The 21,516-nt window shown below is 70.9% G+C and carries 23 protein-coding genes; 8 read left to right on the top strand and 15 right to left on the bottom strand.

Annotated features, from left to right (window positions below):
- Positions 1-270: 270 nt before the first annotated feature.
- Genes AB0K35_RS31165 through AB0K35_RS31115 form a run of 11 tightly spaced genes read right to left on the bottom strand, consistent with a single transcriptional unit; the run spans position 271 to position 11,074 of the window.
- Positions 271-1,272 (bottom strand): amidohydrolase family protein, encoded by a 1,002-nt coding sequence (locus AB0K35_RS31165; RefSeq protein ID WP_363889927.1) that lies wholly within the window; start codon positions 1,270-1,272, stop codon positions 271-273.
- Positions 1,272-1,796: a 3-hydroxyanthranilate 3,4-dioxygenase gene (locus AB0K35_RS31160; RefSeq protein ID WP_030488252.1), complete on the bottom strand. Its 525-nt coding sequence runs from the start codon at positions 1,794-1,796 to the stop codon at positions 1,272-1,274. The genes AB0K35_RS31165 and AB0K35_RS31160 overlap by 1 nt, the downstream gene beginning before the upstream one ends.
- On the bottom strand, positions 1,793-2,215 hold the full coding sequence (locus AB0K35_RS31155) for a RidA family protein (protein ID WP_363889925.1): 423 nt from the start codon (positions 2,213-2,215) through the stop codon (positions 1,793-1,795). The genes AB0K35_RS31160 and AB0K35_RS31155 overlap by 4 nt, the downstream gene beginning before the upstream one ends.
- Complete coding sequence (locus AB0K35_RS31150; protein WP_363889923.1) at positions 2,212-2,985, bottom strand: fumarylacetoacetate hydrolase family protein; 774 nt, start codon at positions 2,983-2,985, stop codon at positions 2,212-2,214. Before AB0K35_RS31150 ends, AB0K35_RS31155 begins: the two co-directional genes overlap by 4 nt.
- A gap of 58 nt (positions 2,986-3,043) precedes the next feature.
- Positions 3,044-4,168: a 4-hydroxy-2-oxovalerate aldolase gene (dmpG, locus tag AB0K35_RS31145; protein ID WP_238669049.1), complete on the bottom strand. Its 1,125-nt coding sequence runs from the start codon at positions 4,166-4,168 to the stop codon at positions 3,044-3,046.
- The gene (locus AB0K35_RS31140) at positions 4,165-5,100 is read right to left on the bottom strand and encodes an acetaldehyde dehydrogenase (acetylating) (RefSeq protein ID WP_238669050.1); all 936 of its coding nucleotides are present in this window, start codon (positions 5,098-5,100) and stop codon (positions 4,165-4,167) included. Before AB0K35_RS31140 ends, dmpG begins: the two co-directional genes overlap by 4 nt.
- Positions 5,097-5,894 (bottom strand): fumarylacetoacetate hydrolase family protein, encoded by a 798-nt coding sequence (locus AB0K35_RS31135; RefSeq protein ID WP_238669051.1) that lies wholly within the window; start codon positions 5,892-5,894, stop codon positions 5,097-5,099. The genes AB0K35_RS31140 and AB0K35_RS31135 overlap by 4 nt, the downstream gene beginning before the upstream one ends.
- A gap of 20 nt (positions 5,895-5,914) precedes the next feature.
- Entirely contained in the window at positions 5,915-7,396 is a 1,482-nt protein-coding gene (locus tag AB0K35_RS31130; protein ID WP_363889978.1) for a 2-hydroxymuconic semialdehyde dehydrogenase, read from the bottom strand.
- Positions 7,397-7,419: 23 nt separating this feature from the next.
- Entirely contained in the window at positions 7,420-8,757 is a 1,338-nt protein-coding gene (locus tag AB0K35_RS31125) for an NAD(P)/FAD-dependent oxidoreductase (RefSeq protein ID WP_238669052.1), read from the bottom strand.
- On the bottom strand, positions 8,754-10,151 hold the full coding sequence (kynU, locus tag AB0K35_RS31120; protein WP_363889919.1) for a kynureninase: 1,398 nt from the start codon (positions 10,149-10,151) through the stop codon (positions 8,754-8,756). Before kynU ends, AB0K35_RS31125 begins: the two co-directional genes overlap by 4 nt.
- A 20-nt stretch (positions 10,152-10,171) precedes the next feature.
- The gene (locus tag AB0K35_RS31115; protein ID WP_238669080.1) at positions 10,172-11,074 is read right to left on the bottom strand and encodes a tryptophan 2,3-dioxygenase family protein; all 903 of its coding nucleotides are present in this window, start codon (positions 11,072-11,074) and stop codon (positions 10,172-10,174) included.
- A 148-nt stretch (positions 11,075-11,222) separates the two neighbouring features.
- Here AB0K35_RS31115 and AB0K35_RS31110 point away from each other — a divergent pair, with 148 nt between their 5' ends.
- The 3 genes from AB0K35_RS31110 to AB0K35_RS31100 all read left to right on the top strand — a co-directional run bounded on the left by AB0K35_RS31110 (position 11,223) and on the right by AB0K35_RS31100 (position 13,349).
- On the top strand, positions 11,223-11,687 hold the full coding sequence (locus tag AB0K35_RS31110; RefSeq protein WP_238669054.1) for an Lrp/AsnC family transcriptional regulator: 465 nt from the start codon (positions 11,223-11,225) through the stop codon (positions 11,685-11,687).
- 291 nt (positions 11,688-11,978) lie between these two features.
- Positions 11,979-12,500 (top strand): hypothetical protein, encoded by a 522-nt coding sequence (locus AB0K35_RS31105; protein WP_363889917.1) that lies wholly within the window; start codon positions 11,979-11,981, stop codon positions 12,498-12,500.
- Positions 12,501-12,512: 12 nt separating this feature from the next.
- Positions 12,513-13,349, top strand: coding sequence for a class F sortase (locus AB0K35_RS31100; RefSeq protein WP_238669056.1), 837 nt, complete (start codon positions 12,513-12,515; stop codon positions 13,347-13,349).
- Positions 13,350-13,372: 23 nt separating this feature from the next.
- On the opposite strand, the gene AB0K35_RS31095 is transcribed toward AB0K35_RS31100, so the two are convergent.
- The 3 genes from AB0K35_RS31095 to AB0K35_RS31085 form a co-directional block, all read right to left on the bottom strand.
- Positions 13,373-13,783, bottom strand: a complete 411-nt coding sequence (locus AB0K35_RS31095; RefSeq protein WP_363889914.1) for a type II toxin-antitoxin system VapC family toxin — start codon at positions 13,781-13,783, stop codon at positions 13,373-13,375.
- Entirely contained in the window at positions 13,780-14,058 is a 279-nt protein-coding gene (locus tag AB0K35_RS31090) for a type II toxin-antitoxin system prevent-host-death family antitoxin (protein WP_363889911.1), read from the bottom strand. The genes AB0K35_RS31095 and AB0K35_RS31090 overlap by 4 nt, the downstream gene beginning before the upstream one ends.
- A gap of 76 nt (positions 14,059-14,134) precedes the next feature.
- Positions 14,135-14,908: a MerR family transcriptional regulator gene (locus AB0K35_RS31085; RefSeq protein WP_363889909.1), complete on the bottom strand. Its 774-nt coding sequence runs from the start codon at positions 14,906-14,908 to the stop codon at positions 14,135-14,137.
- 54 nt (positions 14,909-14,962) lie between these two features.
- On the opposite strand from AB0K35_RS31085, the gene AB0K35_RS31080 reads away from it, so the two are divergent.
- On the top strand, positions 14,963-16,558 hold the full coding sequence (locus tag AB0K35_RS31080; protein WP_363889906.1) for a DUF6194 family protein: 1,596 nt from the start codon (positions 14,963-14,965) through the stop codon (positions 16,556-16,558).
- Positions 16,559-16,573: 15 nt separating this feature from the next.
- On the opposite strand, the gene AB0K35_RS31075 is transcribed toward AB0K35_RS31080, so the two are convergent.
- The gene (locus AB0K35_RS31075; protein WP_238669061.1) at positions 16,574-17,110 is read right to left on the bottom strand and encodes an HNH endonuclease; all 537 of its coding nucleotides are present in this window, start codon (positions 17,108-17,110) and stop codon (positions 16,574-16,576) included.
- A 370-nt stretch (positions 17,111-17,480) separates the two neighbouring features.
- Here AB0K35_RS31075 and AB0K35_RS31070 point away from each other — a divergent pair, with 370 nt between their 5' ends.
- The 4 genes from AB0K35_RS31070 to AB0K35_RS31055 all read left to right on the top strand — a co-directional run bounded on the left by AB0K35_RS31070 (position 17,481) and on the right by AB0K35_RS31055 (position 21,510).
- Positions 17,481-18,203: a hypothetical protein gene (locus AB0K35_RS31070; protein WP_363889903.1), complete on the top strand. Its 723-nt coding sequence runs from the start codon at positions 17,481-17,483 to the stop codon at positions 18,201-18,203.
- Positions 18,204-18,328: 125 nt separating this feature from the next.
- Positions 18,329-19,339, top strand: a complete 1,011-nt coding sequence (locus tag AB0K35_RS31065) for a mechanosensitive ion channel family protein (protein WP_363889975.1) — start codon at positions 18,329-18,331, stop codon at positions 19,337-19,339.
- A gap of 233 nt (positions 19,340-19,572) precedes the next feature.
- Entirely contained in the window at positions 19,573-20,958 is a 1,386-nt protein-coding gene (locus tag AB0K35_RS31060; RefSeq protein WP_363889900.1) for an MFS transporter, read from the top strand.
- A 162-nt stretch (positions 20,959-21,120) separates the two neighbouring features.
- On the top strand, positions 21,121-21,510 hold the full coding sequence (locus AB0K35_RS31055; RefSeq protein WP_357282046.1) for a globin: 390 nt from the start codon (positions 21,121-21,123) through the stop codon (positions 21,508-21,510).
- Positions 21,511-21,516 lie beyond the last annotated feature (6 nt).

Here is a 21,516-nt window from a genome sequence, read left to right as displayed (position 1 = left end):
GGCCCTTCGCGCAGCCGACACGCGCTGGCGATCGGAAACGGACCAAGCGGACACCCGCTGCCCGCTTGCCGGGTCGAGCGCTGCCCGCTTGCCGGGTCGAGCGCTGCCCGCTTGCCGGGTCGAGCGCTGCCCGCTTGCCGGGTCGAGCGCTGCCCGCTTGCCGGGTCGAGCGCTGCCCGCTTGCCGGGTCGAGCCGCAGATCTTGGACAGTTTCCGTTCACTGCTGACGGAAACTGTCCAAGATCTCCTCGCGCCGATGAGGCGCCGTGCTCAGCCGTGCAGGAAACGGAGGGCGTTGGCGGACAGCAGCTTGTCGCGTTGGCCCTCGCTGAGGAAGTCGGCCGCACGGACCACAGCGCCGGCCGGCCGTTCACCCAGCGGGTACGGGTAGTCGCTGCCGACCAGCACCCGATCCTCCCCCAGGGTGTCGACCAACAGCCGCAGGGCGGGCGGCGCGAAGACCACCGAGTCGACGCTGAACCGGTCGAGGTAGCTGCTGGGCGGGCCGGCGGACGCACCCCGGACCAGGTCGCCACGGCGGTGCCAGGCGTTGTCGGCGCGGCCGAGCCAGAACGGGAAACTGCCGCCGCCGTGCGCGAAGCAGATCCGCAGCGTCTCGGGCACCCGGTCGAAGACACCGCCGAGGATCATCGCCAGCACCGACAGGTGCGTCTCGGCGGGCATCCCGGTGAGCCAACGGGCCATCCAACGGTCCAGTCGTGGCCCGCCCGGCATGTCCCACGGGTGGACGAAGATGGGTGCGCCCACCTCGGCACAGTGCTGAAGGAAGGTGACCACGCCGGCGTCGTCCAGGTCCCGGTCGCCGACATGGTTGCCGATCTCCACGCCCACGTGCCCGGCGGCGAGGCTGCGGTCCAGCTCGGCACACGCGGCGTCCGGGTCCTGGAGCGGCACCTGGCAGAACGGCACCAGTCGGTCACCCCCGGCCGCGGTGACCTCCAGGGTCAGGTCGTTGAAGATCCGGGCGACCTTCACGGCCTGGTCGGCCGGGCGGTCGTAGCTGAAGAAGACCGGGGTGGGCGAGACCACCTGCACTGCCACGCCGTCGGCGTCCATGTCGGCCAGTCGGCGCGACGCGTCCCAGCACTCGGCGCCGACCGGGCGGAACTCCGTCTCCCCCACCATGATCATGGCAGCGCGCTCGGAGTCGACCCGCAACCACGGCCAACCGGACCCACCGCACGCCGCGCCGAGGTCCGGCCAACCCTTCGGTACGACGTGCGTGTGCACGTCGACCACGCCTGCGGGCATCAGCCCTTGCCCGGGTGCAGGGTGCCGCAGTTGGCGCAGGTGCGTGCCGCCTCGTCGGCGTAGAACGCCTGGAACACCGGGGGCAGGTCGGCGGCGATGTCGCGGACCTGCAACTCGACCTCGTGCACCTTGCTGCCGCACTCCGGGCAGTACCACTGGAACGTCTCCAGCGTGCCCTCCTCGCGGACCCGCTCGACGACCACACCGATCGAGCCGGCCTCCGGCCGCTGCGGCGAGTGCGGAGTGTTGCGCGGCAGCATCCACATCTGCCCCTCGCGCACGTGCACAGTGCGCGGCCCCTCCGGGGTGACCAGGTTGATGTGCATGTTGCCCTTGACCTGGTAGAAGAACTCCTCGTACGGGTCCACGTGGAAGTCGGTGCGCTGGTTGGGCCCACCCACCACCATCACGATGAAGTCGTCCCCGCCGGGGAACATCTCCTTGTTGCCCACCGGGGGCTTCAACAGGTGCTGGTTGTCGGCGATCCAGCCCGGAAAGCTGAACGGCTCGGCGATCTCACTCACGACTGACCTCCCGAGGGAAGAAGGGCCACGGCCTGGATTTCGATCAGCAGGTGCGGGTGCGGCAACTGGTGTACCGCCACCGTCGTACGGGTCGGTCCGGAGGCGTCGAAGAACTCGGCCCACACCTCGTTGTAACCACCGAAGTCGTTCATGTTGACCAGATACGCCGTCACCTGCACCAGATCGGCGAGGTCCGCGCCGACCGAACGCAGCAGATCCCGCACGTTCTCGATGACGGCCCGTGTCTGCACACGGATGTCGAGGTTGGTGGTGCCGAACCCGTCCACCTCGACACCGGCGAAGGTGTTGTCCGCGCGCCGCGACGACGTACCGGAGACGAAGACGAACCCACCGGCGACCTTGACGTGCGGAAAAGCCCCCCGCGGGACGGCCTTCCCGGCCACGACCCGGGCGGTCATGACGACGCCCGCAGCGAGGCGGTGCCGAGCTTCTCGACCACGGCGCGCACGTGCGCGCCGGGACGCAGCGGAACAGCGGCGGTGGCGGCACCGGCCAGGAAGACCCAGCCGGACTCCAGCCGCACACCGTGCCGGCCCGCCAGCCGGATGCCCTCGTCGAGCGCCCGGCGCGGATCACCGAGGATCGCCGCCGTCGAGCCGACCTGCGCCACCCGCCCGTCGACCTCCAGCAGCACGCCCAGGTTGTCCAGCCCCGCCGGCACCGGCGACCACGGCCCGATCACGAAGGCGGCGGCCGAGGTGTTGTCCGCGACCACGTCCGGCAACGAGAACCGGAAGTCCGCGTACCGGGAGTCGATCAACTCGATGGCCGGGGCGACAGCGCGGACCGCAGTGGCGAAGTCGCCGACCGGCTCGCCCGGCTCGGGCAGCCGGTCCAGCAGGAACGCCACCTCCGGCTCGACCCGGGGATGGATGTAAGCGGCCGGATCCACGGTGCCGCCGTCGGGCACCCGCATCGCGTTGGTGAGCCGCCCCCAGATCACCTCGTCCACGCCGACCTGGGCCATCTTCGCCCTGCTGGTCAGCCCCATCTTCAGCCCGACCAACCGCTCACCGGCGTTGAGCCGGCGTTGCAGCAGCGCGGCCTGCACGGCGTACGCGGTGTCCACGTCGAGGCCGGTCTCGGCGGCGAGTTGCGGGATCGCGGTGGCCGTGTCGGCCGCCGTGCCCAACTTCTCGGCGATCCCCACGATGTCCGGTCCGATCATGCTGAGCCACCTTCCGTTCGCGACTGCGGGGCTCGCAAACCCGGCTCACTCCTCGCGCTCACAGCGAGCCACCTTCCGTTCGCGACTGCGGGGCTCGCAAACCCGGCTCACTCCTCGCGCTCACAGCCTCCTCCTGGTCGGCCAGGTCGAGTGCCACGTCCACGATCATGTCCTCCTGGCCGCCGACCATCCGGCGACGGCCCAGCTCGACCAGGATCGACCGGACGTCCACGCCGTACTTCGCCGACGCCCGCTCGGCGTGCCGCAGGAAGCTGGAGTAGACCCCGGCGTACCCGAGGGAGAGGGTCTCCCGGTCCACCTGGACCGGCCGGTCCTGCAACGGGCGGACGATGTCGTCGGCGGCGTCCATCAGTGCGAACACGTCGCAGCCGTGCTTCCAGCCGTGCAACTCGGCCACCGCGACGAAGACCTCAAGCGGGGCGTTGCCGGCGCCCGCGCCCATGCCGGCAAGGGAGGCGTCGACGCGGACCGTCCGGCCGTGCACCACGTCGGGGCCGACCGGCGCGGACCCGGTGACCCGGCCGTGCTCGACGGCGAGCACGCTGTTGGCCACCCCGAGCGACAGGTTGTGGTGCGCGTGGATGCCGATCTGCGTCTCCGGGGCGAGGACCTGCCGGTACGCGTCGACCCGCTGCGCCACGTCGGACATCAGCAGCCGACCGCCGGAGTCGGTGACGTAGACGCAGTGCGCCCCGTACGACTCCATGAGCTTGGCCTGCCCGGCCAGCCCGGCCGCATCGTTCATGTGCGACATCATCAGGAACCCGGCCACGTCCATGCCGTTCTCCCGGGCCCAGGAGATGTGCTGGGCGGAGATGTCCGCCTCCGTGCAGTGGGTGGCGATCCGGACGCTTGTCACCCCGAGCGCCTTCGCGGCCTTCAGGTCGGCGATCGTGCCGATGCCCGGAAGCAGCAGGGTGGTCAGCTTCGCCGTGGTCAGCACCTCGGCCGCCGCGGAGATCCACTCCGCGTCGCTGGCCGCGCCGTGGCCGTAGTTGACGCTGGAGCCGGCGAGGCCGTCGCCGTGCGCCACCTCGATGGCGGCCACCCCGGCGGCGTCCAGGGCGGCGGCGATGGTGCGTACCTGGTCGACTGTGTACTGGTGGGCGATGGCGTGCATGCCGTCGCGCAGCGTCACGTCCTGGATGTACAGGTCGGTCATGGCGCGGCCACCTCCGAAGAACGCAGGGCGACCAGCCGCTCCGCGGTGCGCAGCGCGGCGGAGGTCATGATGTCCAGGTTCCCGGCGTACGCGGGCAGGTAGTGCCCGGCGCCGGAGACCTCCAGGAAGACCGACACCTGAAGGGCGACGAGCCGCCGCCCGAGCGTCGGCAGGTACGCCTCGACCCGGTCGAACTGCACGTCCTGCTTGAGCCGGTAGCCGGGGACGTACTCCTGCACCGCCGCCACCATCTCGGCGACCGAGGCGGCGATGGCGTCGGTGTCGGCGTCGGCGTCCGGGCAGAGGCAGTAGACGGTGTCCCGCATCAGCAGCGGCGGGTCCGCCGGGTTCAGCACGATGATCGCCTTGCCCCGTTCGGCCCCGCCCACCACCTCGATGGCGCGGGCCGTGGTCTCGGTGAACTCGTCGATGTTGGCCCGGGTGCCCGGCCCGGCGGACTTCGACGCGATCGAGGCGACGATCTCCCCGTACGCCACCGGGGTCACCCGGCGAACGGCGGCGACGATCGGCACTGTCGCCTGCCCGCCACAGGTCACCATGTTGACGTTGGGCTGGTGCAGGTGCTCGTCGAGGTTGACCGGCGGCACCACGTACGGGCCGAGCGCGGCAGGGGTCAGGTCGACCACAGTCCGGCCGAGGGCGCGCAGCACCTCGTCGTGGCGTCGGTGCGCGCCAGCGGAAGTGGCGTCGAACACCAGCTCGACGTCGGCGAACTCGGGCATCGCGACGAGCCCGTCCACTCCCTCGGCGGTGGTGGCGACGCCGAGCCGGCGAGCGCGCGCCAGGCCGTCGGAGGCCGGGTCGATGCCGGCCATCGCCACCATGCGCAGGCTGTCACTCAGCCGCAGCACCTTGATCATCAGGTCGGTGCCGATGTTTCCCGATCCCAGCACCGCCACGTTAGTGGTCACTGACCGCCCCTGTCGCTGAAGGATGTCCGTACCGAACCAAGACCGGAGATCCGGGCCTCGTACGCGGCACCCGGGGTGACCGGCACCATCGGACCGAGCGCCCCGGAGAGCACCACGTCCCCGGCGCGCAGCGGGTCACCGGCGCGGGCGAGGGTGCCGGCCAACCACTGCAGGGCGTGCAGCGGGTTGCCCAGGCAGGCGGCGCCCGCGCCCACCGAGACCGGCTCGCCGGCGTGCTCCAGCACCATCCCGCACAGCCGCAGGTCCACGTCGGCGAGCCGGCGCGGCGTGGTGCCAAGCACGAAGAGCCCGCTGGAGGCGTTGTCGGCAACGGTGTCCACTATGGAGATGTCCCAGGCGGCGATCCGGGAGTCGACGATCTCGATCGCCGGCAGCACGTGGTCGACCGCGCGGATCAGGTCGACGGTGGTGAGCTGGGGGTTCGGGAGATCCTTGTCGAGCACGAAGGCGATCTCCGCCTCCACGCGGGGCTGGAGCAGCCGGTCGATGGGAACCTCGACCCCGTCACCCACCGCCATGGCGTCGGTCAGCATGCCGAAGTCCGGTTGGAACACCCCGAAGGTCTCCTGCACGGCCCGGGAGGTCAACCCGATCTTTGCGCCGACCCGGCGTTCGCCGCGGCCCTGCCAGGCCCGCGACTGGAGTTGCTGCACCCGGTACGCGGCCTCGACGTCGCCCTCCGGCAAAAGCCGGCCCCGAAGCGGCGCGCACGGCTTACCGGTGCTGCGGGCATCGGCCAACTCCCGGTTGGCGGCCTCGATGTCAGCTTCCATGCCCGCTCCCTCGCTACGGCTCACGACAGGTCCACGCAGACGTTAGTGAGTTCGGAGTAGAAGTTCAGCGAGTGCACGCCGCCCTCGCGACCGATCCCGGACGCCTTCACCCCGCCGAACGGGGTCCGCAGGTCACGCAGGAACCACGTGTTGACCCAGACGATGCCGGCGTCGAGCCGAGCGCCGGCCCGGTGCGCGACGCCCACGTCCCGGGTCCACACGGTCGCCGCCAGGCCGTACTCGGTGCCGTTGGCGAGGGCGTACGCCTCGTCCTCGGTGTCGAAGGGCGCGATGTGCACCACCGGGCCGAAGATCTCCTCCCGATTGGTGCGGGCGTCCGGGCCGAGCCCGGTGAGGACCGTCGGCTGCACGTACGACCCGCCGTCGCGGGTGTCGCCGAAGGTGGGCGTGCCGCCGCCGGTGAGCACCTCGGCGCCCTCCGAGCGGGCCAGCTCGTACGCGCCGAGCACCTTCGCCCGGTGCTGGTGGGAGATCAGCGGCATGGTGGCGGTGGCCTCGTCGGTCGGCCAGCCGTACGCCAGCTCGCCGGCCCGCTTCGCCAGCCGGGCGGTGAACTCCTCGAAGACCGGACGCTGCACGTAGATGCGCTCGGTGCAGAGGCACACCTGCCCGCCGTTTGTGAAGCTGGACCGCACCGAGCCGGCCACCGCGGCGTCCAGGTCGGCGTCGGCGAAGACCAGGCCGGCGTTCTTGCCGCCGAGTTCGAAGCTCACCGCCTTCACCCCGTCGGCGGCAGCCCGCATGATCGCGCCGCCGGTGGCCGACTCGCCGGTGAAGGTGATCGCGTCGACGCCCGGGTGACGGGTGAGGAACTCACCCGCCGAGTCCGGCCCGAAGCCGTGCACCAGGTTGAACACCCCGGCCGGCACGCCAGCGGCGGCCATCACCTCGGCGAGCACCGTCGCCGAGGCGGGAGTCTCCTCGCTGGGCTTGACCACGACGGTGTTGCCGCAGGCCAGCGCCGGAGCCACCTTCCAGGTGAGCAGCAGCAGCGGCAGGTTCCACGGCACGATGACCGCGACCACGCCGACCGGCTTGCGCAGCGCGTAGTTGAGTGCCCGGCCGCCGGTCGGGGTGACAGTCGTGAACGACTCGGTGGGGGCGGTCGCCACGATCTCCGCGAACGCGCGGAAGTTCGCCGCGCCGCGCGGGATGTCCAGGGTGCGGGCCTGGGCGATGGACTTGCCGGTGTCGGCGACCTCGGCGGTGACCAGGTCGTCGAAGCGGCGCTCCAGCTCGTCGGCGACGCGCCGCAGCACCTCGGCGCGCTCGCGCTCCCCCATCCGGCCCCACGGCCCCCGCAGCGCCGCCCGGGCGGCGGCCACCGCGTCATCCACAGTGGACTGCGACGCCTCGTCCACCTCGAAGACCTGCTCCCCGGTGACCGGGCTGGCCTTGGCGAACGTGTCCCCGCCGTCGACGAACTCGCCGGCGACGAAGTTACGCAACCGCTGCGGGCCACTCGGCGCGTGGCCGGCCATCAGCAGCGGATCCCAGTTGCCGGTCATGCCCGCCCCCCTCGGCTCAGTGCCGCACCGACCGCGCCGACCAGCAGCAGCGCGGCCCCGCCGACGACCGCCCCGAGCACCCGGTGCTGTCGGCGCACCCGGCGGCGCACCTCCGCGTACGGGGTGGTGGAGAACGACACCAGCTCGTACTGGGAAACGTACCGGCCGGGCAGGGCCCGTTCCAGTGCGTGCTCCACCCGCCGCCGGGTCTGGAAGACCGGGGAGGCGACCTTGTCCCGCATCTCCACGAAGTTCGTCAGCGCCATCGTCGCGATGGCCTCGGCGTTCTCCTGTCGGCGCCGCTGGAACAGCGGCAGCGCCGCCAACCAGTCGTCGGCGCACTCGTCCAGGCAGCGGTCCAGCTCGACCACGTCCTCGAAGGCGCAGTTGGCGCCCTGGCCGTAGAACGGCACTATCGCGTGCGCCGCGTCGCCGAGCAGGCCGACCTTTCCGTTGACCTGCCACGGGGTGCAGCGCACAGTGCCGAGCACGCCCACCGGGTTGTGCTGGTAGTCGTCGACAAGGTTCGGGGCCAGCGGGACCACGTCCGGGTAGTGCTCGGTGAAGTGCCGTTCGATCTCCGCTGGGCTGGTCAGCGAGGCGAAGCTGCCGGCACCGTCGTTGGGCCAGAACAGCGTGCAGGTGAAGGAGCGGTCCGGGTTCGGCAGCGCGATCATCATCGAGGTGCCCCGGGGCCAGATGTGCAGCGCGTCCGGGTCCAGGGCGAAGTCCCCGCCCAGCGGCGGAATCGTCAGCTCCTTGTAGCCGTAGTCGAGGAAGTCCACGCTCTCGTCCAGCAGCCCGTACGCCAGCAGTTGCCCGCGCACCGCGGAGCCGGCGCCGTCGGCACCGAGCACTACCGACGCCTTCGCCGCGACCGTGCCCTGCGGGGTCTCGAAGCTCAGGGCGCCGTCGGTCGGGTCGAGCCCGACCAGCCGGTGGTCGAAGACGACCCGCACGCCCGGCAGCGCTGCGGCCTCGTCCAGCAGGGCGTTGTTCAGCGCACCCCGGCTGATCGAGTTGATCGCCCGGTCGCCGGCCGCGCTGTACGACTGGAACTGCTGCTCGCCCTCGACCGGGTGGATCATCCGGCCGCGCATCGGCAGCGCGTCGGTCATCACCTGCTCGGCCAGCCCGATGCGGCGCAACGCGTCCAGGCCGCGCTCGGAGAGCGCCAGGTTGATCGACCGACCGCGTTCGGCGGTGCCGACACGCGGGTCGGAGCGGCGCTCGTAGAGGGCCACCGGGTAGCCACGCCGGGCCAGGAAGCAGGCAGCCAGACAGCCGGCCAGCCCGGCACCGATGATCGCGATCTCGTCGCGCCGCGCTGTCATGAGGTCGCCCCCACCGTCGCGGCGAGCGCGGCAGCCGCACGCCAACAATCGAGATACGTGGAGTAGAGCGGCACCGGAGCGAACCGCACGACGTCGGGTTCGCGGGCGTCGGCGATGACCCCGTGTTCGTACCGCAGGCGTTTGGTCAGCTCGGCGGCGCTGCCCGAACCGATGCGCACGGAGAGCTGGCAGCCTCGGCGGGCCGGGTCGCGCGGGGTGACCACCCGCAGCGGCCGGCCGACTGTCACCTCGTCGAGCAGTGACTCCAGCCAGCCGGTGAGGCGCTGACTGCGCGCGCGAAGCGCGGTCATCCCCACCGCGTCGAACAGCTCCAGCGAGGTACGCACCGGGCCCATCGCGAAGATCGGCGGGTTGGAGATCTGCCAGGCCTCCACAGTGGCTGGTGGCCGGGACACCGGCGTCATCTCGAACCGGGTCGCCGCCGCGGTGCTCCACCACCCCTCGAACCGGGGCAGGTTCTCGTCGCCGAGGTGCCGCTCGTGCACGAAGACGCCCGCCAGCGCACCAGGGCCGGAGTTCAGGTACTTGTAGGAGCACCACGCGGCGAAATCGACGTCCCAGTCGTGCAGGGCCAGCGGCACGTTGCCCACCGCGTGGGCCAGGTCCCAACCGACCACCGCGCCGGCGGCCCGGCCGGCAGCCGTGATCGCCGGGATGTCCAGCAGCTCACCGGTGAGGTAGTTGACCCCGCCGAGCAGCAGCAACGCCACCCGGTCCCCCTCAGCGGCCAGGTAGTCGGTCACGTCCTCGGTACGCAGGGCGTCCTCACCCGCGCGCGGACGCAACCGGACCACTGCGTCGTCCGGGTCCAGGCCGTGGAACCGGGCCTGGCTGCGCACGGCGTAACTGTCCGAGGGGAACGCGGCGTCCTCGATGACGATGCGGGTGCGCGCGCCGGCCGGTCGGTAGAAACTCACCATCAGCAGGTGCAGGTTGACGGTGAGCGAGTTCATCACCACGGCCTCCGCGGGCCGGGCGCCGACCAGTCGCGCGGCCGGCCCGGTCAACAACTCGTGGTACGGCAGCCAGGGGCGCTCCGCCTCCAGGTGACCCTCCACGCCGAGCCGCCCCCACGCCTCCAGGTCGGCCAGAAGTTCGTCGCGGGTGGCCCGAGGTTGCAGGCCGAGCGAGTTGCCGGCCAGGTACGCCGACTCGCTGTGGTCGCCGCCGTCGGCCGGCGGCACGTGGAACAGGTGCCGGTGACCGGGGTCGGCCTCGTCACGGCGGCGCGCCTCCGCTTCGCCAACGGAAAGGCGGTGCGACTCGGCGTCGCCAGGGGCGAGGCGGTGCGACTCGGCGTCGCCAGGGGCGAGGCGGTGCGACTCGGCGTCGCCAGGGGCGAGGCGGTGCGACTCGGCTTCAGGGGTAGTCATTGCTTGTTCTCGCTCTCCGGTCACATCGCGGTGCGGGCCGACCACAGCTCCGGGAAGACCACCCGGGCCATGCTGCGTTGCAACCACGCCAGGCCGGCGGAGCCTCCGCTGCCGACCTTGGCGCCCATCGTCCGCTGCACCGCCTTGACGTGGTTCCAGCGCCAGTCGCCGAACTCCTCGGCGACAGCGCTCAGCGCCTCGCCGAGCAGCCGCAGGTGATTATCCGGGCTCGCGTCGTCGTAGATCCGTACCCAGGCCGCCTCGACCAACGGGTGCGGGTCGTGTTCGACGGCCACGTCCCGGTCGAGCAGGTCGGCGGGGAGGTCGAAGCCGCGCCGGGCGAGCAGCGCGAGCACGTCGTCCCAGAGGCTCGGGGTGGACAGCGCGGCGCTCAGCTCGGCATGCACCTCGGCCTGCCGGCGGAACGGACGGATCAACGTCGGGTCACGCAGGCCGAGCAGGAACTCCAACTGCCGGTACATCGCCGACTGGAAGCCGGAGGCTTCACCGAGCAGGTTGCGGAACCGGTTGAAGTCGGCCGGGCTCATCCAGCGCAGGCCCTGCCAGGCGGCGTTGAGCCCCTCCAGGTGCAGCTTGGCTCGGCCCAGCGGGGCCAACGCCTCCCAGATCTGATCGGCGCGGATCAGCCGCTGGGTCTCCCGCAGCTCGTGGCAGGTCAGCCCGAAGTACAGCTCCATGATCTGGCTGACCATCAGGAAGGACATCTCGCCCGGATCGCTGCTGAGCGGGTGCTGCATCTTGTGCAGGGCGCTGGCCTGCACGTACGCGTCGTACGGCACCATGTCGGCGAACTCCAGGGTCGGCTCACCGCCGGTGCGCTCCGCCTGCGCGACGCGCTGTCCGGGGGTCACCGGCTGCACCGTGGCACGGCGGTTCGGCGCCCGCCGCTCCGTCTGATCCACCATCTCGTCTCCCTCCCCCGGACTAGCCGACGTCATGATCTCGCGGTCGGATCGGCCTGCGGAATGCCGAATCAACGGCTCTCGCCGCCTTCTCCTGGCAAACCAAAGGCAACTAGGCGAAGTCGGTTCACGAAAGTAAGGTCTGAGCGTGGACGACATGGACTGGGCGCTGCTGCGCGAGTTGCAGGCCGACGCGCGGCTCTCCTTCAGCGAGTTGTCCCGCCGGGTGCACCTGTCGCCACCGTCCGTCGCGGAGCGGGTCCGCCGGCTGGAGGAGGCCGGGATCATCACCGGCTACCACGCCCACGTCGACCTGGCCCGCGCCGGCCGTACCGTTGTCGCGCTGATCCGAATGTCCTGCTACGGCGCGCGGTGCATCCTGCACGACCCGGCGGTGGCCGACTGGCCGGAGATCCTGGAGATCCACCGGATCACCGGGGACGCATGCAGCGTGCTGAAGGTGGCGGCCGGCTCGATCGGCGCGTTCGAGGGAGTCATCGACCGCCTGGCCCCGTACGGCCAACCGTCGAGCACGATGGTCCTCTCCTCCCCACTGAACTGGCATCCCGTCACCCCCCTGCCCACCACCGGACCAATCCCCCGCCCCCGCTAACCCCACCCCGCCCCCACCCCACCCCACCGCCCCCACCCCACCCCCCCCCCCCCCCGCCCCCGCCCCCGCCCCCGCCCCCGCCCCCGCGATCTTGCAGTTTCTGTTGGCGAAATGTCGTCTAAGAGACGCTTCGTCGGCGCAGAAAGTGCAAGATCGCGAGCGTGGGTGGGGCGAGGGGCGAGGGGCGAGGGGTGGGGTGGGGGTGGGGCGGGTTTGCCTCCGGGCCAGCGGGAAAGCAGCGCGCGTGCCCAGGGGAGGGTTCCGGCGGTCGTCGCCGGTTGGGGGGAAATCATGCAGGCAATCCGCACGATCAACCGCGCGCTCTCGTCCGCACTGACACTGGTGGGGCTGGTCGGGGCGTTCGTCCTGTTGTCGGTCGCGCCGGCACGAGCTGGCGAGAACGTCTTCGTCGAGGTGACACCGAACAGCGCCCAGGCAGGCAGCCGGGTCAACATCAAGGCGAGCTGCGACAACGACAACAACCGGCAGTCCAACGTGCACTCCGACGCGTTCGGGCACGTGATGCTCAAACCCGACAAGGGCTTCCTGACCGGGCAGGTAACCATTCCGAGCGACAAGGCGGCCGGTGACTACCCGGTCGACCTGCAATGCGAGAACGGCCAGACGGCCTCGACCACGTTGACAGTGTTGAACATGGCCTCACCCAGCAAGGGCCCGGCGACCGGCGGCGGTGGGATGGCCGGCGGGCGTGGCACCGGCTCGCTGCTGGTGCTCGGTGGCGTGGCGTTGGTGGCCACCGCGATAGTGCTCGGGATGGCCGGCGGCCGACGTCGACCGGGAGCCGGCTCCTGAGCCGGATCACCAATGACCCGCAGATCCGCGCGTGCGCGGCGGGACCGCCGCGCCCGCCTCCGGGCCGGGCCGGCGCTACGCGCGTCCGGCCGGCTGGTGGCCCGCGTCTCCGGGCGGCTGCGCCGGGTCGCCGGGCAGGCCGTGTCGGCCAGCGTCACCACCACCGATCCGGCCGCCGGCCCGCTGCCGCCGCAGCGTCCGGCCGGGCCGTCGTCGGCCCGACACCGGTTCGGTACGAGCCCCGGTTTCCCGGTGCTGGCCATCGCCGCGCTGATGGTGCTGATCGTGGCGATGCTCGGCGTCGAGCAGGTGACCGGAATGAGCCTGCTGCCGGACCGGCTCAGCGCCGGCCTGCGACCGCCTCCGAAGAAGTTCCCGGTACTGCCGGCCAGCCATCCCACCAGCCTCACCATCGAGAAGATCGACGTGCAGGCGCCTGTACACGACGTGGGCATCGCCCCGGACGGCACGATCGCCGTGCCGGACGCGGCCCGCGCCCAGGAGGCCGGCTGGTACGACCAGGGGCCCACCCCGGGCCAGTACGGCCCAGCCGTGATCGTCGGGCACGTCGACACCACCAGCGGGCCGGCGGTCTTCCACAAACTCCGCGAGCTGCGCTCCGGTGACGAGATCGAGGTCACCCGCACCGATCAGCGCGTGGCGGTCTTCGAGGTCAACTCGGTGGAGAAGTTCGACAAGGGCGGGCTGCCGGTGGACGAGGTGTACGGCGACTTCAGTCGCCCGAGCCTCCGACTGATCACCTGCGGCGGCCAGTGGGTAGGCGGCGAGACCGGCTACGCGGACAACGTGGTGGTCTTCGCCTCGCTGGTCAAGGCGCGTGGTGGTTGAGGCAGTCAGATCGGGACTACGAGTCAGTTCTGGCCCGGACTGGCCACAGGCAACCCGACGGCCTTGGCACAGTCGAGCAGTCGCCGGTCGTAGCTGACGAAGGCGACAAGTGCCACCCCGGACTCGTTTGTCAGGACCTGGGCAGTGGCAAGGTGGATGGCGTCGAGGCTGCGTAGCGTCGGCTCGGCGAACGCGGCGGCGGTCGCGCGGATAGTGCCGTCGATCTCCAGCCGGAAGAGGCGCCCGACAGTTGCCGGCACTCCGATCAACGCTTGCGGGGCTGACCGGCGCAACGCTCTGGGCACCTCAACCTCGACGAGAGCTGAGGAGACCAGCGGAACGTCGCCCTGAGCGTTGATCCAGGAAACAAGGTCAGCGCTGCACGCCTCCTGCCGAACCAACTTCACGACGGCGGCGGAGTCGAGGTAGATCACCAGCGCTCCTCGTCCCGCATCTCGGCGAGCGCGGCAGCCACGTCCACGTCCTCGGCACCGAGCGTTGGCGGAAGCGGGACAGGACCGCTCCCGGTTGGCGGAACGGCCCGCCCTGCCACTACGAGCTTGGCCAGCATCGACCTGTCGTCAGTGACCGGAACCAGTCGGGCGATGGGACGCCCACGATCGGTGATCTCGACGGTCTCGCCACCACTCACCCGAGCCAGGACCTGACTCGTGTTCTGGTTCAGCTCCCGGACCCCGATACGCTCCATGGGACAGAGTGTAGAACTAAATGTTCTACAGTGCGATCCAGCTCGGCATGTATCGAAAAGACGGCAGCGAGACCGGCTACGCGGACAACGTGGTGGTCTTCGCCTCGCTGGTCAATTCGGGTTCAGGCGGCTGACCGGCGTCGACGTACTCGGCGAGCCGGGCGGCCCCGGTGAGCATGGCCCGGCCTCGCTCGGTGAGCCGTTGCCGCCACTGGCGCAGCGACGCGGCGAGCGGTTCGGCACCGCCAGCCTCGCGCACTCGACGCAGCACGCCGGCGATGTGGTCGAGCCGGTACCCGCCGCGGCGCAACAGGTGCGCCAGTTCGGCGTCCCGGACGTCGTCGGGACGGTAGAGCCGGTAGTGGGTCACCGGATCACGTACCGGTCGCAGCACCCCGGCCCGCTCCCATTTGCGCAGCGTGGCCGGTTGGAGACCGAGCCGGTGGGCCAGCACGCTGATCGGCACGGCTTTCTGGCTCTGCGGCTGCGGTCTCGTTCCGGTGAGCGTCGCCACCGCCGTCTCGACCGCGTCCAGGGTTTCCCGATCGCGCTGGAGCAGGGCATGGCCCTCGTCGATGACGCGCAACGCCGTGTCGATCTCACCCCGGTTGACGGCCCGCATGATCTCGCCACTGGCCGCATAGCCGTGGCCCGTGATCAACGCGAGGTAGGCACGCAATGCCTTGGCGTGCTGCTCGGTGAAGCGACGGTAGCCGTTCGGGGTGCGCTGGGCCGGCGGCAGGACGCCGTCTCGTTCGTAGTTGCGTACTGCCTGCGCGGAGAGACCGTGGGCGCGCGCGAGGTCGACCGGCCTGCGTACCCCCGTGTTTGAAGGTTTTGTGGCTGTCACCGCGCTCCAAGGCTCGTGAGTTTCAAACGCTGGTTCAACGATACGGTTCATGGAATGCCACAATTTCTCGACCTGCTGGCGGTATCCCCGGACCTGCTCGCGCTCGGCGAACCGACGCACGGTGAGTCCGCCTTCCTCCAGCTCCGCAACGAGGCCTTTCTGTCACTGGCGGAGCACGGTTACCGCTCGATCGCCGTGGAGAGCGACCGGGCGGCCGGGCTGATCGCCGACGACTTCGTGCAGGGCGTCGCCGCCGTGACGCTCGACCGGGCGCTCGCCGAAGGGTTCAGCCACGGATTCGGTGCGGCCCCGGCCAACCGCGACCTCCTGCTGAGGATGCGGGAGTGGAACGCCGGACGGCCGGTCGCCGAGCGCCTGACGTTCCACGGCTTCGACGCCCCGGTGGAGTTGGAGAGCGCCCCGAGCCCGCGCCGTCACCTCTCCCAGGTCTGCCAGTTCCTGAACCTGGACCGGGCTACCGAGATCGACGACCTGATCGGGGACGACGCGCGGTGGAGCGACACGGCCGCGATCTGGGAACCGGGCCGATCGGTCGGGCGCTCGGCCGACGCCCAGCGACTGCGGGTGCTCGCCGACGACCTGCTGACCGAGCTGTATTTGCGGGCGCCGTGGAGGTCAGCGGGCTGGCCGGCGGCGTTCGTGCACGCCACGGCCGCTGTCGCGTTGCTGCGTTACCACGCCGCAGCCGCCGCACCACTGGCCCAGGAGGAACGCTTCGCCCGCCTGGCCGCGGTCCGGGACGCGCTGATGGCCGAGAACCTGCTCGCGATCCGATCGGCCGAGGCACACCGCGGGCCCACGCTTGTCTTCGCGCACAACACGCACCTGCAGCGACACCTGAGCACTATGACGCTCGCCGACACCCAGGTGTCCTGGGCCGGCGCCGGCGCGATCGTCGCGTCGCTGCTGGGCGACCGGTACGCGGTGATCGCCGGCAGCCTCGGCGCGAGCCCGGCGCTCGGCATCGGACCACCCGCCGCCTCGACCTACGAGGGCCGACTCCAGCAGGAGACCAACCTTCCCCGGTACCTGCCGACGTCCGACATCGCAGCGGCCGAGCAGCGGACGCACGACTACCGCTACTTCCCGCTGGACCAGGCCGCCATCGAACACGCCGACGTGGTCCTGCACGTGCCGACCGGTGTCGACCCGGCAGTGCTCGCCGATCGGATCGTCGCGCTGGGCGGCGTCGAGCAGTTGGTGGCGAGCGAGGAGAACGGATCACCCGAGCCGGCCTGGGGCGACCGGTTCTTCTTCGTCGGCCCGGACCGCCGCCAGCCGTTCGCCACCATCGTCGAGCATGACGTGCCCGGCTTCGACGAGGCCGCACAGCTTGACCGCCCCGGCGTCTTCCGCCTCAACCTGGACGTGGGCCGGGCCGAGTTCGAGCGGCTGTTCGGCTTCCCGCCCAAGGCATTCGATGAGCACCGGCACGAGTTCGACTTCGCCCGACTGGACACCCTCGTACCGCACCCGGGCTACGCACAGTACGGCTTCGCCAGCATCGTCATGCCCGGTCCGCAACTGCTGCCCGAGATCGACCGGCTACTCGATATCGCGTACCGCCGAGCGGTCGACCGCCACGAACGCGCAGCGCGCCGGGCGATCCGCCCCCAATCCGGAACCTGACGAAGCCGTGCGGGGTCAGGCGGCTGCCTCGGGCTCCCGCAGGTCCAGCCAGTCGGCCCAGCGGGGGTCGGGGGCCCGGTGGCCCAGCACCCGCCAGGCGGTGCCCTTCGGGGCGGTCGGCAACGCGTGTAACCGCCACCCCATCTCGGCAGGGGTCTTGTCGCCCTTCGTGTGGTTGCACCTGGCACACGCGGCGACCACGTTCTCCCAGGCGTGCCGGCCACCCCGGCTGCGCGGAAAGACGTGGTCGATGGTCTCGGCCGGGCCTCGGCAGTAGGCGCACCGCCACCCGTCCCGCGCGAAGATCGCCCGGCGGGACAGCCCGACATGCGTTCGGTACGGCACCCGGACAAAGCGCGTCAGCCGGACCACCGATGGCACCGGGAGCGCGTCCCGGGCGCTGTGCAGGATGCCGTCACCGTCGGCGACGCAGACCGCCTTGGCGGTGAGGACGAGAATCGCGGCGCGACGCACCGACACGACACACAGCGGCTCGTAGGTGGCGTTGAGGACCAACGCGCCGGAGCCCACAGTGGGTCGTATGTCAGGCATCGCGCTCACCCTCCCGGTTCAGCGGCTGCTGGGGACCGCCGCCGACCGGGGCCGGGCACAAGGGCCCACACGGTCGACGCCGGGCCGATCACCGACGTCCGTTGCGCCAATAGTCCCTGATCGGACCCCGGATTGCACGTACTAATCTCTCTTCTGGTAAGCGGATCACCCACGCCGGGACGGGCAACTGCTCCAGCCTGGGCGGACGCTGACGTGTGACACCCCCGCCGCCGGTCCCACCGGTGCCGGGCCTGCACCGGCCGCCTGATCGCCACCGGTCTCACCAGCCACCTCGGTACGACGCTCCAGTGCTCAGCCTCGACCGATCGGCCGACAGGTCCAGCAGCCATCCACCCCTATGGTCAGCGGCATGATCGACAAGCTTGCCGACGCGATAGTGCGCCACCGGCACGTCGTCCTGGCACTTGGGCTTCTCCTGGTCGGCGTGAACGCCGTAGCCTCGGGGGCCGCCTCCGTCGTGGGGCAGCGCCTGTTGATCCTCATCTCCCTGGCGGCGCTGATCCTGGCGATCGTCATCATGGGGGTCCGTCCGGCCTACTTCGTGGTGTGGCCGCAGATCCCGGCCTTCGCCACACCCGGGCCCGCCTGGACGGTGCTCTTCGCCCTGGGTTACCTCGGGCCCGCGTCCACCCGCGTCGACGCACTGCTGCGCTCGTCCAGACAGGGCACCCTGTCGACGTTCGACGTGGTTCTCGATGTTCTCTGGATCGTCCTGGCCGCGCTGCTGGTGACATGGGCGTGGCGGGGTCACGGGGTGCGGCTGCATCCGTCCGGGGTACGGCAGACCTGGCCGCTGGGCTCGCTCACCGTGCCGTGGGAGGCCCTCCTGGCCCCGCACATCCCCCCGGCTGCTGACCGCCGCCAGTGGCTCCCGATGAGGATCACAGAACCCCGGCTGGTTCGGCGACGCGGCATTCCGCGGAGCCGGGGGGCGTTGCGGACGGACATCGTCGACGCGGGGTTCCTCGCCGCGGTCATCGGGCACTACGTCGCGCACCCCGAACACCGGGCGGCGATCGGTAGTCAGGCCGAGTACGAACGGTTGCGCGCCGCGTTGCCCGGGAGAGGGTGAGCAACAGGCAGCGGACATCCTGCCCTCGGCGGGAGGTCTCACCCGGCCGGTGGGTCGGCGGCGGGCGCTCGGGCCCCTTGCGGTACGAAGACAGGGTGAGTGCCCCCAGCGTGACGCCCCTAGCCCTGTCCGACGCCGTCTCGGTGAGCTGCCAGGGCAGCACCTCCTGCGAGTGGATCTACCGGATCACCGGGTCGGCCTGGTTCGCCGAGGGAAGCTACTGGATCCTGCTCAAACCGCTTCGGGTGCTGCTGATCCTGGCACTGGCGATGGTGGCCCGCTGGGCGCTGCACCGGACGATCGACCGGTTGGTTCGAACGACCACCGACGGTGCGGTGCCGACGATGCTGCGGCCGCTGCGCGAGCGGGTACCCACCGCCGCTGTCGACCCGGCCGAGTTCGTGCCCGAGCGACGGAGGCAGCGGGCCGAGGCGATCGGGTCGGTGCTGCGCAGCCTGACCACCGCGTTCGTCTTCGGCATCGCGCTGCTGATGATCCTGCGGGAGTTCAGCTTCGACCTGGCTCCGCTGCTGGCCAGCGCGGGGATCGCCGGCGTCGCGCTGGGCTTCGGCGCGCAGAGCCTGGTGAAGGACCTGATCGCCGGCCTGTTCATGCTGATCGAGGACCAGTACGGCGTAGGTGACAACGTCGACCTGGGTGAGGCGATGGGCGTGGTCGAGTCGGTCGGCCTGCGGGTCACCAATGTGCGCGACGGCCGCGGCGTGCTCTGGTACATCCGCAACGGCGAGATCATCCGGGTGGGTAACAAGAGCCAGGGTTGGGCCCTCGTGGTGGTGGACCTGCCCATCGGTTTCAACAGCACCGAGGAGGCCACGGCGGTGCTACGGACAGCGGCCGCCTCGGTCGCAATGGACCCGGAGCTGTCACCGGAGATCGTGGAGGCGCCCGAGGTGCTGGGTGTCGAGCAGGTGACGGTGGACGGCGCGGTCATCCGCACGGTGGTGAAGACGACAGCGGACGGACAGTTCGCGGTGGGCCGGGAACTGCGTCGGCGTCTCGCCGAGGCGCTGGAAAACTCGGGGATCACCGCGCAGATCGCTGCGGCCCGCATCTATCCCGGTCTGTCGACCCGGCCGTTGTCCGAGGGCGAGACCGGTCAGGGCGGCGCCACCTGACACCGTCGACAATGTCCGGCAATTCAGGGGTCGCGGGCCGGCCGGCCCCTCGGGTATCGTCCGTTCGTTCAGTCGGGGAGGCGACGAACGGCCCGTTCGACCTAGCTAGTTGTCAGACGATCGGGCAGAATCCGGAGCACGCGTTCCCACCAAAGCGTGATCACATCCTCGCTGATCCGTAGATCTGACGAGCGCTTCCGGCCGGGCTGCCACGAGCGGCTGAGCCGGGGCCGATGGAGGCGACGGTGCCTGACGAGCGACCTTCTGCGGAAGGCCCCGCCACATTCCGCGAAGTCTTCGCCCAGCACGAGTTTCGTGCTGTGTTCGTGGCTGGCGCTCTCTCCTGGATCGGCGACTATGTCGCGAAGGCCGCCGTCACCCTGCTCGTCTATCAGCAGACCCGGTCCGTCGCGCTGTCCGCGGCTGCCTTCGCGGTCAGCTTCCTGCCCTGGCTGCTCGGCGGTCCCGTGCTCGCCGCACTCGCTGAGCGGTACCCGTTCCGTCGGGTGATGGTGGCGTGCGACCTCATCCGGATGGCGCTGATGCTGCTCATCGCCATTCCGGGCCTGCCGTACCAGGCGGTGCTGGTGCTCATCTTCGCCGCCACGCTCGCGAACCCGCCAAGCCAGGCGGCGAAGTCCGCGCTGATCCCGCAGTTGCTCACCGGGGACCGACTGGTGCTGGGGCTGTCGCTGAACAGCAGCGTCGGGCAGGCCGCCCAGGTCGTGGGGTACGTCTTCGGCGCCGCTGTCGCCGCTGTCGACCCGGAGGCGGCGCTGCTGTTCAACGCGGTCACGTTCGGTCTCTCGGCTCTGCTGGTTCGCCTCGGTGTGCGCCACCGCCCGCCGGTGATGCACCCGGAGCACCGCAGCCACCTGCTGCAGGAGACTCGGCAGGGGTTCGGCATCGTGTTCCGCACACCGGTGCTGCGGGCCATCGCGGTGCTGGTGTTCAGTTCGATGCTCTTCTCGATCGTTCCCGAGGGCCTGGCCGCAGCCTGGGCCAACGAGGAGGGCCGTGGCGCGGTGAGCGCGGGCACCGCACAAGCGGCGATCATGGTGGCCAACCCGATCGGCTTCATCCTCGGTGGGTTGCTGGTGAGTCGGCTGTTCGGGCCGGCTCGCCGGCTGAAGCTGATGCGGCCGCTCGCGGTGCTCGCCCCGCTGGTGCTCGTGCCGGTGCTACTCGACCCCCCGCCGCTGGTGGTCGCGCTGCTCGCCGCGCTCTGCGGGTTCGCTGTCGCCGGCATGATGCCGATGGCCAACGGATTGTTCGTCCAGGCGCTGCCCAACGGCTTCCGCGCTCGCGCCTTCGGGGTGATGGCCACTGGCATACAGGTCATCCAGGGCCTCTCGGTGCTGGTCACCGGGCTGCTCGCCGAACGGTTCCCCATTCCGATCGTGGTGGGGGTCTGGAGCGCAGCCGGGGTGGTGCTGATGGCGGTGGCCACGCTGCGTTGGCCGGATCGGCAGACGGTGGACGACGCGATCACTGCCGCCGCGTTGGCCAACGCCGACCCGCCGCCTTCCGGGCTCGGCGACCCGGCCGGCGGGCGCCCGGTGGCGGGCGCGTCCGACCCGCGTGCCGGTGACGGCCACCGCCGGCACGCTGTCACCTGAGCGTCGAACCGACCGCCAGCCGTGCAGGCCGGGTGACCGATATTCGGGGTCGTCGACGCGGCGTGATCCGACGCACGTCGTGCGGGTCGGGTCGGCGCCTGACGCACCTGGCAGGATGGAACTGTGACTTCCGCAGGTGAATCCGACCGTCCCGGTGCGTCGATGACCCTCTTCGAAGCGGTCGGCGGCGAACCCACCTTCCGCAAGCTGGTCGACGAGTTCTACGCCGGCATCGCGAACGACCCCCTGCTGCGACCCATGTACCCGGAGGAGGACCTGGGCCCGGCCGCGGACCGGATGACCCTGTTCCTGATGCAGTACTGGGGCGGGCCGAACACGTACTCCGCTCAGCGCGGGCACCCACGGCTGCGGATGCGCCACGCGCCGTTCCGGATCGGCGCGGCCGAACGGGACGCCTGGCTGCGGAACATGCGCCGCGCCGTGGACCGGCTCGACCTTGAGCCGGAGATCGCAGGCACCCTCTGGGACTACCTGGAGCGGGCCGCGTACTTCATGGTCAACGTCGAGGACGACCCGGCCAACGGCGGCTGACCCAGC

Origin of the sequence: Micromonospora sp. NPDC053740, assembly GCF_040677775.1 — a bacterium.
In the GTDB taxonomy this organism is placed as follows: Bacteria; Actinomycetota; Actinomycetes; order Mycobacteriales; family Micromonosporaceae; genus Micromonospora; species Micromonospora alfalfae.
This window is presented reverse-complemented; position numbering and strand designations above follow the sequence as displayed.

Excerpts from the sequence above, each read along its gene's own strand:
- AB0K35_RS31125 (WP_238669052.1), bottom strand. The coding sequence starts at position 8,757 with ATGACAGCGCGGCGCGACGAGATCGCGATCATCGGTGCCGGGCTGGCC.
- AB0K35_RS31060 (WP_363889900.1), top strand. The coding sequence starts at position 19,573 with ATGGAGGCGACGGTGCCTGACGAGCGACCTTCTGCGGAAGGCCCCGCC.
- AB0K35_RS31100 (WP_238669056.1), top strand. The coding sequence starts at position 12,513 with ATGACCCGCAGATCCGCGCGTGCGCGGCGGGACCGCCGCGCCCGCCTC.
- kynU (WP_363889919.1), bottom strand. The coding sequence starts at position 10,151 with ATGACTACCCCTGAAGCCGAGTCGCACCGCCTCGCCCCTGGCGACGCC.
- AB0K35_RS31150 (WP_363889923.1), bottom strand. The coding sequence starts at position 2,985 with ATGATCGGACCGGACATCGTGGGGATCGCCGAGAAGTTGGGCACGGCG.
- AB0K35_RS31090 (WP_363889911.1), bottom strand. The coding sequence starts at position 14,058 with ATGGAGCGTATCGGGGTCCGGGAGCTGAACCAGAACACGAGTCAGGTC.
- AB0K35_RS31055 (WP_357282046.1), top strand. The coding sequence starts at position 21,121 with ATGACCCTCTTCGAAGCGGTCGGCGGCGAACCCACCTTCCGCAAGCTG.
- AB0K35_RS31080 (WP_363889906.1), top strand. The coding sequence starts at position 14,963 with ATGCCACAATTTCTCGACCTGCTGGCGGTATCCCCGGACCTGCTCGCG.
- AB0K35_RS31155 (WP_363889925.1), bottom strand. The coding sequence starts at position 2,215 with ATGACCGCCCGGGTCGTGGCCGGGAAGGCCGTCCCGCGGGGGGCTTTT.
- AB0K35_RS31135 (WP_238669051.1), bottom strand. The coding sequence starts at position 5,894 with ATGGAAGCTGACATCGAGGCCGCCAACCGGGAGTTGGCCGATGCCCGC.
- AB0K35_RS31075 (WP_238669061.1), bottom strand. The coding sequence starts at position 17,110 with ATGCCTGACATACGACCCACTGTGGGCTCCGGCGCGTTGGTCCTCAAC.
- AB0K35_RS31165 (WP_363889927.1), bottom strand. The coding sequence starts at position 1,272 with ATGCCCGCAGGCGTGGTCGACGTGCACACGCACGTCGTACCGAAGGGT.
- dmpG (WP_238669049.1), bottom strand. The coding sequence starts at position 4,168 with ATGACCGACCTGTACATCCAGGACGTGACGCTGCGCGACGGCATGCAC.
- AB0K35_RS31105 (WP_363889917.1), top strand. The coding sequence starts at position 11,979 with ATGCAGGCAATCCGCACGATCAACCGCGCGCTCTCGTCCGCACTGACA.
- AB0K35_RS31070 (WP_363889903.1), top strand. The coding sequence starts at position 17,481 with ATGATCGACAAGCTTGCCGACGCGATAGTGCGCCACCGGCACGTCGTC.
- AB0K35_RS31130 (WP_363889978.1), bottom strand. The coding sequence starts at position 7,396 with ATGGCCGGCCACGCGCCGAGTGGCCCGCAGCGGTTGCGTAACTTCGTC.